The sequence below is a fragment of the Bacillus sp. SSR7 genome, from assembly GCF_055902415.1.
Window position 1 is genome coordinate 294,675 of sequence record NZ_JBVVXV010000005.1, and the last position, 11,994, is coordinate 306,668.

At 34.9% G+C, this 11,994-nt stretch carries 14 protein-coding genes; 12 read left to right on the forward strand and 2 right to left on the reverse strand.

Translation table 11 applies throughout. From position 1 onward, the window contains the following. Window positions 1–20: 20 nt before the first annotated feature. Window positions 21–311 carry a DUF3784 domain-containing protein gene (locus AC0NJG_RS12880; protein WP_087995715.1) on the reverse strand — a complete coding sequence of 97 codons (291 nt, stop codon included), beginning with the start codon at window positions 309–311 and terminating at the stop codon, window positions 21–23. A gap of 115 nt (window positions 312–426) precedes the next feature. Between AC0NJG_RS12880 and AC0NJG_RS12885 the strand changes: the two genes are divergently transcribed. From AC0NJG_RS12885 to AC0NJG_RS12920, 8 genes are all read left to right on the forward strand, one after another. Beyond that, on the forward strand, window positions 427–708 hold the full coding sequence (locus AC0NJG_RS12885) for a MazG nucleotide pyrophosphohydrolase domain-containing protein (RefSeq protein ID WP_087954772.1): 282 nt from the start codon (window positions 427–429) through the stop codon (window positions 706–708). A 143-nt stretch (window positions 709–851) separates the two neighbouring features. Continuing rightward, window positions 852–1,625, forward strand: coding sequence for a BcII family subclass B1 metallo-beta-lactamase (gene bla2 / locus AC0NJG_RS12890; protein WP_087954773.1), 774 nt, complete (start codon window positions 852–854; stop codon window positions 1,623–1,625). Window positions 1,626–2,371: 746 nt separating this feature from the next. Beyond that, window positions 2,372–3,658 carry a hydroxylamine reductase gene (hcp, locus tag AC0NJG_RS12895; protein WP_474063127.1) on the forward strand — a complete coding sequence of 429 codons (1,287 nt, stop codon included), beginning with the start codon at window positions 2,372–2,374 and terminating at the stop codon, window positions 3,656–3,658. A gap of 454 nt (window positions 3,659–4,112) precedes the next feature. Then, window positions 4,113–4,433: a PadR family transcriptional regulator gene (locus tag AC0NJG_RS12900; RefSeq protein ID WP_000429483.1), complete on the forward strand. Its 321-nt coding sequence runs from the start codon at window positions 4,113–4,115 to the stop codon at window positions 4,431–4,433. A 75-nt stretch (window positions 4,434–4,508) separates the two neighbouring features. Beyond that, window positions 4,509–4,850, forward strand: coding sequence for a DUF1048 domain-containing protein (locus AC0NJG_RS12905; protein WP_001969217.1), 342 nt, complete (start codon window positions 4,509–4,511; stop codon window positions 4,848–4,850). Window positions 4,851–5,004: 154 nt separating this feature from the next. Then, window positions 5,005–5,766, forward strand: coding sequence for an ABC transporter ATP-binding protein (locus tag AC0NJG_RS12910; protein ID WP_173602217.1), 762 nt, complete (start codon window positions 5,005–5,007; stop codon window positions 5,764–5,766). Beyond that, entirely contained in the window at window positions 5,767–6,516 is a 750-nt protein-coding gene (locus AC0NJG_RS12915) for an ABC transporter permease (RefSeq protein WP_087954775.1), read from the forward strand. A 292-nt stretch (window positions 6,517–6,808) separates the two neighbouring features. Continuing rightward, window positions 6,809–7,180 carry a DUF805 domain-containing protein gene (locus AC0NJG_RS12920; protein WP_087954776.1) on the forward strand — a complete coding sequence of 124 codons (372 nt, stop codon included), beginning with the start codon at window positions 6,809–6,811 and terminating at the stop codon, window positions 7,178–7,180. An 85-nt stretch (window positions 7,181–7,265) separates the two neighbouring features. Here the strand turns inward: AC0NJG_RS12920 and AC0NJG_RS12925 are convergent, their stop codons facing one another. After that, entirely contained in the window at window positions 7,266–8,228 is a 963-nt protein-coding gene (locus AC0NJG_RS12925) for a helix-turn-helix transcriptional regulator (RefSeq protein WP_087996328.1), read from the reverse strand. Between the two features lie 110 nt (window positions 8,229–8,338). Here AC0NJG_RS12925 and AC0NJG_RS12930 point away from each other — a divergent pair, with 110 nt between their 5' ends. From AC0NJG_RS12930 to AC0NJG_RS12945, 4 genes are all read left to right on the forward strand, one after another. Next, window positions 8,339–8,818, forward strand: a complete 480-nt coding sequence (locus AC0NJG_RS12930) for a GyrI-like domain-containing protein (RefSeq protein WP_087954778.1) — start codon at window positions 8,339–8,341, stop codon at window positions 8,816–8,818. Between the two features lie 156 nt (window positions 8,819–8,974). Continuing rightward, the gene (locus tag AC0NJG_RS12935; RefSeq protein ID WP_088325977.1) at window positions 8,975–9,736 is read left to right on the forward strand and encodes a glycosyltransferase family 2 protein; all 762 of its coding nucleotides are present in this window, start codon (window positions 8,975–8,977) and stop codon (window positions 9,734–9,736) included. Between the two features lie 581 nt (window positions 9,737–10,317). Beyond that, the gene (gene sigI, locus AC0NJG_RS12940; RefSeq protein ID WP_087954780.1) at window positions 10,318–11,040 is read left to right on the forward strand and encodes an RNA polymerase sigma factor SigI; all 723 of its coding nucleotides are present in this window, start codon (window positions 10,318–10,320) and stop codon (window positions 11,038–11,040) included. Next, window positions 11,033–11,994 (forward strand): anti-sigma factor domain-containing protein (locus tag AC0NJG_RS12945; RefSeq protein WP_474063128.1); only part of this gene is annotated, 962 nt, incomplete at its 3' end. The genes sigI and AC0NJG_RS12945, both read left to right, overlap by 8 nt.

The window sequence follows — 11,994 nt, forward strand, 5'->3', positions numbered from 1 at the left end:
TCCATTTGGGTGATCTTTTTTCAATGCACCATACGTGTGTTTACATAAGTAGCGATTATAACGTGGCCAATTATAATGATAGGAACTAAGATTTTGACATTAGGAGTAGAGAAGACACTACCAATTGTGGCGATAACACCGGCAGTTAAATTATAAAGACCAACTATTTTTGATAACTTCACTTTATTAAGCACCAGGCGTTCGTTGAATCCTGATAAGAGCCAAGTGTATTGTTTTACTCCGATGAAATAAGCTAGTGCAAATGAAATGATTGCAAGTATGAATAATGATGGAGAGGCGAAGAGAGTCATTGAAAACACCTCCGTTAAAGAGTTATAAATAAATTATAGTATGAATGTTATAATTTAACAAAATAGATTTAAGTGTAATAGAAAATGGAGTATGTATCATGAAGGGGGATTAAGTATGAATATTGTGGAATTCCAGAGATATGTATCAAATTTCAGTAAAGAAAAAGGATTTCAAGATACAACAATTGAAGAGCGTACAATGTATACAATGGCGGAATTAGGGGAATTAGCGGAAGTTATATTAAAGCGCGATAAAATACAAGATGCAAAAAGAGAAATCGGTTTAGAAATGTTTGATGTAATTTGGAATATATGTGATTTAGCAAACAAGTTAGAAATTGATTTGGAGAAGGCGTTTGAAGAAAAAATGATGATAAATAAAAAACGTGAATGGTAAAAGGGAAGTTAAAAAGCGCACAAAATTTTGTGCGCTTTTTATTTATGTTATGAAAAATATGTAAGAAAAGATGGAACAAACACTGAAGATGAATTGTCTATTATAGGTAATAACTATTTCGTTTGAAAGAAAGGGTGGAGAAAATGAAAAAGAATACATTATTAAAATTAGGGGTATGTGTTAGTTTACTAGGAACAACTCAATTTGTTAGTACAATTTCTTCTGTGAAAGCGGAACAAAAGCTAGAGCAAAAAGTAATAAAAAATGAGACAGGAACTATTTCAATTTCTCAGTTAAACAAAAATGTATGGGTTCATACGGGGGTAGGTTATTTTAACGGGGAAGCAGTTCCTTCGAACGGTCTAGTTCTTACTACTTCTAAAGGGTTAGTACTTGTCGACTCTTCTTGGGATGATAAGTTAACGAAGGAATTAATAGAGATGGTAGAAAATAAATTTAAGAAGCGCGTAACGGATGTCATTATTACACATGCACACGCTGATCGAATTGGCGGAATAAAAACGTTGAAAGAAAGAGGCATTAAAGCGCATAGTACAGCACTAACTGCAGCACTAGCAAAGAAAAATAGATATGAAGAACCACTTGGAGACTTACAAACCGTTACAAATTTGAAGTTTGGAAATATGAAAGTAGAAACATTTTATCCAGGGAAAGGACATACAGGAGATAATATCGTCGTGTGGTTACCGCAATATAACATTTTAGCTGGAGGTTGTTTAGTAAAATCTGCAGATGCCAAAGATTTAGGAAACGTTGCTGATGCTTATGTAAATGAATGGTCTACATCGATTGAGAATGTGCTGAAGCGATATAGAAATATAAATTTGGTAGTACCTGGTCATGGAGAAGTAGGGGACAGGGGATTACTTTTACATACATTAGATTTATTAAAATAAGAAATTGTAGAAATACAAAAGAGAGGAGAAATAATTTTCTCCTCTCTTTCTTCTAACTATATTTAAATGCTGAATCTGTTGATTACGTCAGCATATATTACTGAGATTTTAATTCCAAGTATACAAATACCAGTACCGTCATAATTGCTATAACAACGTAAGTAGCATCAAGCATTATAAGTGTTTTTAAAGTTTCAGTCATCCTCATTCACCCCTGGTATAAAAATATAAACATAATCTCTTATTAATTAGATAAGAGATTATAAAGATTACAATGTACATGAAATTTCTTAAGTAGATTCTATATAAATATATCATATAAATAATGTAAATAATGTTAAGATAATGTAAATGTATTGTGAAGAAAGAGGTTTACAATAAAGGCTTTAATAAAAAAATCATAGTTCCTTAAAATAAAAAATACGCTATTCTTTCTATTGAATGATAGAAAGAATAGCGTATTTGTATGTCTATTTTCATATGTGATGAATTGCAACTATTTGTATAAGGGATTCAAAAAATTTTTTCGTTGTATATATTTCTCCAAATTAATTATTTAGCTATTTAAAAGTATCGAAAGATGTGTGCACACTAATGTATATTTTTCGGATGTCAATAAAAATATTATGTCAACAATATGAACTGTCACAAATCTTTATATATTATTGTGATTGATATCACATCACTTTTTTTCAATGGGTATTATGCTTAAGGTGTAATGAATGATTGGGAAAGGGTGGGATGATATGTTTTGTTATCAATGTGAACAAACGCCAACAGGTGGATGTAAAGTAATAGGTGTTTGCGGTAAAAATGAAATAATTGCAAGTTTACAAGATACGATTGTGTTTGGATTAAAAGGAATTGCTGCCTATCGTACGCATGCTGCTCAGCTAGGATATACAGATGCTTTTGTAGATGCTACGACGCAAGAAGCACTGTACATGACATTAACAAATTCTAATTTTAATGAACAAGAGCATATTGATATGGCTATGAAAGTTGGGAAATCAGCTTTACGAGTAATGGAGTTGTTAGATGAGGCACATACGAACCACTTTGGTGTGCCAGAGCCTGTTCAAATTACACAAAACCATGTAGAGGGTAAAGCTATTGTAGTTACAGGCCATAATTTATTTGCATTAGAAGAACTATTAAAGCAAACGGAAGGAAAAGGAATTAATATTTATACGCATTCTGAAATGTTACCAGCGCACGGTTATCCGCAGCTGAAAAAATATAAGCATTTAAAAGGGAACATTGGTAAGGCATGGTATGATCAAAGACGTCTTTTCGAAAAATTTACAGGCGCCATATTAGCGACAACGAATTGTGTAATGCCAATTAAAGGATCATACTCTGATCGATTCTTTTCATATGATATTGCAGGTTTAGAAGGTGTACAAAAAATTGAAAATGATGATTTTGCACCATTGATTCAAAAAGCGTTAGAACTTCCAGAAGTACATATGGAGTCGGAGGAGCAGTTAGTAACAGGGTTTCATCATAATACAGTATTATCATTAGCTCCAGAAATAATTGACGCAGTAAAAGAAGGGAAAATTAAACGTTTCTTTGTCATCGCAGGTTGTGATGCACCAGGGAAAGGTGGGGAATACTATCGTGAATTAGCAACATCACTTCCAGCAGAAACAGTTATTTTAACAACTTCTTGTGGGAAATTCCGCTTTAATGATGTGGATTACGGTATTGTACCTGGCACGGAAATTCCGCGTTACATTGACTTAGGACAATGTAACAACTCCATTTCTACAGTGAAAATAGCGGCCGCTTTAGCAGATGCTTTTCAATGTGAAGTGAACGAATTGCCAGTAAGTATTGTCCTATCATGGTTTGAACAAAAAGCGGTTGCCATTTTGCTTGGGCTATTTAGTCTTGGAATTCAAGATATTCGCATCGGTCCAAAGGCACCTGAATTTATTTTATCTAGCGTACTTGATGTATTACAAGAAACATTCGGTTTAAAACTAATTACAACTGCAGCAGAAGATATGGATATGATGTTATCGTAACAAAAAGGATAATCTGTCTTTATGAATAAGAATCGCTAGTCTATAGCGTCCCAAAACAAAATGTAGCATATTTGTTTTGGGGTATTTTCTTTTCTAGGGATAGGTATGTGATGAAATTTCTTTTAAAAAAAAATCGACTGTATCAGTTGATTTTAGAAAAATATAAAAATCGAGTTGACATCTACAACTACTTAGTCATACAATGTAGTTGTAATAGGTAATACTGAGTAGTGTTGTTTCTCAAAAATTTTCAGTAGACAATAGGTAATAGCGTATTTTAGAAAAATTTTGAAAATCAGTTGACATCTACAACTACTTAGTCATACAATGTAGATGTAATAAGTGATACGGAATAGTTCGGATTAACAAAAACTATTCGGTAAAAAATTCGCCTTAGTACTCTGTAATACTGAATATAAGTCAGACAGAATAGGGGGTAAAGGAGGATCAGAACATGGAAAATTTAACTGAAATGCTGAAAGGTTCACTGGAAGGGTGTGTGCTGGAAATCATTAGCCGCCGTGAAACGTATGGCTATGAGATTACTCGCCACCTGAATGATCTTGGGTTTACCGAAGTCGTGGAAGGGACGGTTTATACGATCCTTGTGCGGTTGGAAAAGAAAAAGCTTGTAAATATTGAAAAGAAACCATCAGATATGGGACCGCCTCGTAAGTTTTATTCATTAAATGAAGCTGGACGTCAGGAACTTGAATTGTTTTGGAAAAAGTGGGATTTTGTATCGTCAAAAATTAACGTCTTGAAGTCAAACTAGCTTCATAATATAAAATGTTCCGGCTCATATTTGGAGAGTTTCTTGTTCTGCTTTATAAAAAAGGAGGAAAATAAGATGTTGGAAATGTTCAAAAAGTTAATTGGTGATAAAAAAGAGTACAAAATGATGATGGCACGAGTTGAGGCTCTGCCAGAGGACTACCAATTTGTATTTAAGAAAATTCAAAACTACATGTGGAATTTCTCAGCGGGTAACGGGATGGATATGTTACACATACAGTATGAATTAATTGATTTGTTCGAAGCGGGTGCAGCGGAAGGAAGACAAGTGCTTGACATTACTGGGGAGGACGTAGCATCCTTTGCTGATGAACTAGTGGCAAACGCTAAAACGTATGTCTCTAAGTATCGTGAAGATTTAAATGAAAGTATTATGAAGAAATTGAGAAAAAAATGAATGCAATAAGTAATACCGACTGATTAGCTGGTTACAATTGTGAACTGCCGCCATCGCTATTCAGTTATATTTTTAAACCACTACTAAGTAATACGGATTATCAGTGATACTAAATAGAGGTATAGGTAACCTATTTTAATAAGGGGGAAAAAGTATGAGTAATGCAGCGATTTCTGTAAAAGGGTTAAAAAAAGCTTTTAGAGATAAAGAAGTCTTAAAGGGAGTGGATTTTGAGGTGCAGCGTGGAGAAATTTTCGCGCTGCTAGGCTCAAATGGAGCGGGAAAGACGACAATGGTCAACATCCTTTCGACGCTACTGAAACAAGATGGTGGTGAAGGAAGTATTTGCGGGTTTGATATTCAGCGTCAACCAGATCATGTTCGTCAAAGTATCAGTTTGACAGGGCAATTCGCAGCTTTAGACGGCATGTTAACTGGGAGAGAAAACTTAGTAATGATCGCTAGGTTACGTGGTGTTTCCAATCCTGCTCAAGTTGCTGACAATTTGCTTGACAGATTTAGCCTGACAGATGCGGCCAACCAAAGGACAGATCAGTATTCAGGAGGGATGAAGCGCCGGCTTGATATCGCCATGAGTTTGATTGGGGCGCCAGCAGTTATTTTTCTTGACGAACCGACGACAGGGCTTGATCCGGAAGCGCGGATTGAAGTTTGGGATACAGTGAAGGAACTTGCTGGTAGCGGCACAACGATTTTGCTTACGACTCAGTACTTGGAGGAAGCAGAACAACTGGCGGACCGTATCGCTATTTTACATGGCGGAAAAATTATTACGACAGGTACTCTTACTGAACTGAAAGAGATGTTCCCACCAGCTAAAGTGGAGTATATCGAGAAGCAGCCGACATTGGAAGAAATTTTCCTTGCGATTATCGGTAAAAAGGGGGAGATGTAAATGAAAAGCAAAACAGGGGTATTACTAGGGCGCTTAATGCGTAATATTATGCGTAGTCCGGATACAATTATTACAGTAGCGATTACACCGATTATGATGATGCTATTATTTGTCTACGTGTTTGGCGGCGCAATAAAAACAGGAACAGAAAACTACGTTAATTATTTATTGCCAGGAATTTTGCTAATGGCTATCGCATCCGGTGTAGCTTACACTTCCGTGCGACTATTTACGGATGTAAAGAGTGGGCTGATGGCACGTTTCATTACGATGCCTATTAAGCGCTCATCGATATTGTGGGCTCACGTATTAACCTCTCTGCTTGCTAATGTACTTACTATCGTGGTGGTTATTCTTGTTGCACTCTTGATGGGCTTTCGTTCCAGTGCGAATATGCTAGATTGGCTTGCAGTAGCTGGAATACTGGGGATGTTTACGTTAGCACTAACATGGCTAGCTATCATTCCAGGGCTGACAGCGAAGTCTATGGAAGGGGCGACAGCATATTCGTACCCACTCGTTTTTCTTCCATTTATTAGTTCGGCCTTCGTACCTACTGAAACGATGCCAAAAATTATTCGTGCGTTTGCAGAGAATCAGCCTGTCACTTCAATCGTGAATGCGATTCGTGCCCTTTTATATGAAGGGACTGTTGGCAACGATATATGGATTGCACTCACTTGGTGCGTAGCTATCATGATCATTTCTTACTTTTTCGCTAGTAAAGCATTTAAACGTCAGTTAGGGTAAGTGAAATAAATCATCCGAAATCATATATATTTTTGAAAAAGCACGGGAAGATTTTCCGTGCTTTAATACTATATGTATACTTCGCTTAATTGTAGTAGTTTTAAAGTAAATAGGAGAATAAAAAATTGAATACACATGCCTTGAAGTATGGTACGTAACGCTTCACAAAAATAACTTAAAAATAAACGGAATATTCTATATAAAAATAGAGGTTAAAGATGTTATATTTATACTTATAAGGTATATAATGTATAACCTAATTGTTTAGGGGATGGAAAAGGGAGAGGTTTGAATGAAGTGGTATTTATATACTCTCAAAAACTATGCGAAATTTAGTGGGAGAGCTACGAGAAAAGAGTACTGGATTTTTACTTTAGTTAATAAGGTTACGTTTTGGTCATTAATATATTTTGCCTCATATTCTCCGTCTGTCTTCTATTTAAGAGCCAATATTACCTTGCTATATATAGCAATTTTTATCGTTCCTACTCTGGCAGTGGAAGCTCGACGATTACATGATAGTGGAAAAACAGGATGGTGGCAGCTATTAAATTTGGTGCCATTTGGAGGAGCGGTTCTACTTGTGTTTTGTATCATTGAAAGTGATGAAGGTGAGAATAAGTATGGACCAAATCCACATTCAAATCTTAAACAAGCAATTTAATGTATGTATAGGAAACTCTAATATAAAAGGTGTGGACTAAAAGTTAGTTCACACCTTTTTTGTTGTATTATTCATAGAAGCCTCGTTAAGAAGTGGATAAGCATAATCGCTCTTGTAAATCTTTTAATACTTCTTCAGGCATTTCTCTAATTGTAATATCTTTACCTAGGAAAAGTAGCCAATTTGCTATTTCCGTTACTTCATCCGAATTGTTAACATTGATAAATGTTTTTAAAATGGCTGTGGATTGGTAAGGATTTGTATAAGATATTGAAATTTTGAAAGGGTGGTATTTTTTGAACTGGGCAATTGCTTTTGGACCAAGTTCAAGTACAAGGTTAATCGCTTCATCCTTCTTACTTAGTTTTTCTAAAATCTTTTTCTTATTTAGCTTTTTTTTCGTCGCGTATGGTTCGATATGGATGAGATAATCGACAGGAAACATCCTCTTCTTTTCTTCTTTTAAGTCAAACCCTTCAATGATCCATTGGCTTTTTTCTTGATACAGGTGTAATAGATAAATGGAATAAGACTTGATTTCTTTCTCTTCTTTAATGGTAATCAATAAATGTCTATCTAAAAGAAGCATTTGAATGAGTTTTTCTAACATAGGATGGGGGAGGTCAGAAAGCTCAAGTAGATCGGGATTATGAGGGTTAGTCCCTTCAAACAGCAAAAGTTGATTTAAAAGAACAAGGTCATCCTGCTGGGTTTCTGAAATGAGCCCTAGTAGTTTTTCGGCTAAAGATTGCCGACTCTTTAAATAGGGAAGTTGTTGATTTCTTGTAGCCATAAAGGCAATAAAAAGAGCTTTCACTTCGTTATCAGTAAAGCGAACAACGGGTAGGATAGAATTATGCATGACAAAATATCCACCAGACCTCCCAACTTCAGCGACAAGTGGCATGCCCATAGCTTCTATGTCTCTAATGTCTCTAATAGCTGTTGATCGTGATATGTTAAATTCTCGTATGATTTCTGAAATTGTAAAGTGGGAGCGGTTATTGATATACCGCATAATTGTATTAATCCGTTCAACTTTTTTCATTTTGGTCTCCTAAATAGTATCATTTTTTGACATGGTTTAAAGGTATTATAAACGTATCAGATGAAAAGATAAAACATTTGATTCATTTAAAAAAAAGGAAGGTTTTGAATATGAAAAATTATACGATTGAAGAAAAAGATAGCTTTATTGTGTTAGGTATTGGAACTGAAATTAAGAGTGACTATACAGACTTTGTGGGAATAAATAAAGAAAAGGAAGACTTTTGGTCGGCCGTTAAAGAAGATGGAAGACTGGATAATTTAAAAGCCTTAGCTACAAATGAATACATTTTTTCTGTGAGCGAAGCGGTGAATAACAAGATGATGTATTATGCTGGTGTTATGACAGAAGCACAAATAGAAGAAGAATCTAGAGTGATTCAGTTTCCTAAGGGAGAATACTTAGTAGTGAAGGGTGAAGACAAAACGGCTGAAGAGCTAAGCAATAAGCTGACTGGCATCGCCTTTGGTCAAGCTTTACCAGATGCAAAAGATTTTGCCTATGTTGGTGGGCCAAATACAACGGTTGAGATGGGAAAAAGAAATGGTTTAGTGTTTGGTGAAATGTGGATTCCAGTTGTTAGGAAGTAAAGGGTACGAATATGAAAAGTAGAGGCTAACAATCTTGCATTGTTGGCCTTTTTGATGTCCATATTATTTTAATTACTTTTTTAATAATATAACTTAATAACTTTTAATATACGTTATGTATAACAGATATTTATCTTATGAAATAAGGGGGATATTATGACTGAGACAAACGAACCTTCAGGAGGCAATTTGAAAAAAGATGTGAAATTTTCTATTATAATTCCTGCACATAATGAAGAAAAGTACATTGGAAAATGTTTAGATTCAATTGTAAAGGCATCAGAGGTATATAAAGGACAAACAGAAGTTATAGTTGTTTTAAATCGTTGCACCGATAAAACAGAGGAAATAGCAAAATCTTATCATTGTATTACATTAAAAAATAATGATAAAAACTTATCTAAAATTCGAAATGCAGGGGCTGAAATAGCTAGTGGAGAAATAATCGTTACTATAGACGCTGATACCATAATGACAGAGTCTATGTTGTCTAATGTAGATACATATTTAGCTTCAGGTAAATACATTGGTGGTGGGGTAAATGGGAAGTTCGAAAGAATATCTTTAGGAATATTTCTGTCCGCAATGTTAATAATAATCCCCTTACTTTTTAAATACGGAGCTATATCTGTAGGGATTTTTTGGTGCTATAAAAAAGATTTCATGGCAATTAACGGATTTAATGAAAACATGCTGATGGCAGAAGATGCAGATTTTGCTAAACGGTTAAAAGAATGGGGAAAGCGGAATAATAAGAAATTCGGTACCATTAAAAATGGAATGATAACTTCATGCAGGAGATTTGATACATATGGAGACTGGGCCTTACTTAAAAATCCAAAAGTAATCTTAGCTTATCTAAAAGGAAATGATAGAAAATATGCAGATAAGACATATTATGATAATCAAGAAAGGTAACGCTTGAGAAAATCGGTAGGAAATAGTGAGAACAGCTGATTTTCTAATATATAATGAGAGCACAACTTAATTTAATAGATACTACAAAAAAACCATCAATTTGATTAGCTCTTCTTCAAATTAATGGTTTTTATTTTTGAAATAAATATCTATTTTTTATAAAAAATATTTTTTGACCCCCATAAAACGATGTATTCCTCCGAATATATATAGTGGAAAAATAAGATAGAAGAAAAATGATTATGAAAGAATATTGAAGTATTAATAAAAATTACTAGATTAAGTTGAGCATCCAAAATAAAAGGATGAAATTACCAATGATATAGAGAAGAGTTATTTAAGGATTGCCTATAAAATAGAAAAAGAATAAGAAAAACGAACGGTAGAAAATAAGAAAGTACCTTAAAATATAGGATTAACTTTAGTACCGAGAGAAAACGTTGGGAAAAGTTAGACTTGAAAAATATAACCAACAGCAAGAAGAAAAGACCAAAGAAAAGTACTACCAAAATGTGGTTAAATGGTCGCTTGTTTAGTGACCATTTTTCTATTTAAAGCAGAAGGAGGCTGAGAGATCACCAGTGTTAAGTTTAGTAATGAAGATCTTAAGAAAACCGAAAATAGAAGATATCGTATGTAACATACAAAACAACGGAGAAGATAAGGAAGCCTTTATCGTTCAGTATCAGCCGTTTATTAGAAAATCAATTTCGTCTGTCTGCCGCCGATATATTACAGAACAGGATGATGAATATAGTATTGGATTGTTTGCGTTTAACGAAGCAATTGAACAGTATTCATATAAAAAAGGGAAATCTTTTCTAGCGTTTGCTGATCTTCTTATAAAAAGAGATGTAATTGACTATATACGCAAGGAGTCTAAGCATAACCGTGTCTTTTTAAAAGAAGATGAGCAAGAGGAAATGTTAGAAATGCAAGTATCGCTTACGGAGTATATGAAAGAGATGGACAATAGTAACCGTAAGGAGGAAATTCTTCATTTTCAAAGTGTGTTAGCTGAGTTTAAAATCACATTTTCAGAGCTTGCGAAAGAATCTCCTAAGCATCGTGACACGCGTGAGCATGTAATAGAAATTGTAAAGATTATTATAAAAGAAGAGGACATGATGGAAGAGCTGTTCCGAAAGAAAAAGTTACCGCTTAAACGTATTGAACCACGTGTGAGGGTAAGTCGTAAAACGTTGGAAAGACATAGAAAATACATTATTGCAATGTGTATTATTTTTGCAAACAACTATACATATATTCTTGATTACATAAGAGGAGAAAAGCATGATGAATAAAGGAATTGTGATGGATATAAAAAAGCATAGCGTAGTTGTTTTAACACCAAATGGAGAGTTTATTACGTGTAAAAGAAAAGGGGATTCTTGCATGATTGGAGAGGAAATCTCGTTTGAAGAACAAGAACAAAGAGCATCTCGTTTTTCAATCCCTTATTTCTTAAAGCCGGCATCATTACTTGCTGCTTGTTTTCTATGTGGGCTGTTATTTTTCTACAATCAACCAGAAGAAAAGGTGTTTGCTTACGTCTCAGTTGATATAAATCCAAGTTTAGAGGCGAGCGTTACGAAGGATCTTCGTGTTATAGATTTGCGGGCTTGTAATGATGACGGAAGGCGTATTTTAAAAGAAATGAAACGGTGGGAAAATAAGCATCTGCAAGATGTGATACGCACTATTATAAAGCAAAGTCAAGAGGATAAATATTTAACGAATGATAAGCAAGTTATGCTAACAGCTATTGCAAAGGACAAGTCGTTAGAACCACAGTTGGAAAAGGCTATGCTGGAATTAAAGAAAGAATATGAGTTCAAACATATTACAGTCGAATATCAAAGCAGTACGATGCAAATGCGGGAGGATGCCAAGAAAGCAGGAGTTGGAACGGGTGTTTATATAAAACAAGAAAATGAGAAGAAAAAGTTGCTTACCCCACCTGCACCGCCGTCTCATCAAGAACAGCAAAAGTCATCTTCTGATGTATCATCGGACGCATCTCCTGTAAAAGAAGAAAGCAACGAGAAGGGAGAGTATATAGAACAACAGCAATCTAAGGCACAACAACCGAAGCAAATAAAAGAAAATAATAGAAATCAACAGGAGAACAACGGAAGAGAATTGCAGCAAGGAAACAACGGAAGAGGATCGCAAGGGAATACTGGGCACCAGCAAGAGAACAATGGAAGAGGGTCCCAAGGAAATAATGGGCACCAGCAAGAGAACAACGGAAGAGG

What these genes read in the sequence shown, in the direction of transcription:
- AC0NJG_RS12880 (WP_087995715.1), bottom strand. Translation starts at nt 311, where the DNA reads ATGACTCTCTTCGCCTCTCCATCATTATTCATACTTGCAATCATTTCA.
- AC0NJG_RS12885 (WP_087954772.1), top strand. Translation starts at nt 427, where the DNA reads ATGAATATTGTGGAATTCCAGAGATATGTATCAAATTTCAGTAAAGAA.
- bla2 (WP_087954773.1), top strand. Translation starts at nt 852, where the DNA reads ATGAAAAAGAATACATTATTAAAATTAGGGGTATGTGTTAGTTTACTA.
- hcp (WP_474063127.1), top strand. Translation starts at nt 2,372, where the DNA reads ATGTTTTGTTATCAATGTGAACAAACGCCAACAGGTGGATGTAAAGTA.
- AC0NJG_RS12900 (WP_000429483.1), top strand. Translation starts at nt 4,113, where the DNA reads ATGGAAAATTTAACTGAAATGCTGAAAGGTTCACTGGAAGGGTGTGTG.
- AC0NJG_RS12905 (WP_001969217.1), top strand. Translation starts at nt 4,509, where the DNA reads ATGTTGGAAATGTTCAAAAAGTTAATTGGTGATAAAAAAGAGTACAAA.
- AC0NJG_RS12910 (WP_173602217.1), top strand. Translation starts at nt 5,005, where the DNA reads ATGAGTAATGCAGCGATTTCTGTAAAAGGGTTAAAAAAAGCTTTTAGA.
- AC0NJG_RS12915 (WP_087954775.1), top strand. Translation starts at nt 5,767, where the DNA reads ATGAAAAGCAAAACAGGGGTATTACTAGGGCGCTTAATGCGTAATATT.
- AC0NJG_RS12920 (WP_087954776.1), top strand. Translation starts at nt 6,809, where the DNA reads ATGAAGTGGTATTTATATACTCTCAAAAACTATGCGAAATTTAGTGGG.
- AC0NJG_RS12925 (WP_087996328.1), bottom strand. Translation starts at nt 8,228, where the DNA reads ATGAAAAAAGTTGAACGGATTAATACAATTATGCGGTATATCAATAAC.
- AC0NJG_RS12930 (WP_087954778.1), top strand. Translation starts at nt 8,339, where the DNA reads ATGAAAAATTATACGATTGAAGAAAAAGATAGCTTTATTGTGTTAGGT.
- AC0NJG_RS12935 (WP_088325977.1), top strand. Translation starts at nt 8,975, where the DNA reads ATGACTGAGACAAACGAACCTTCAGGAGGCAATTTGAAAAAAGATGTG.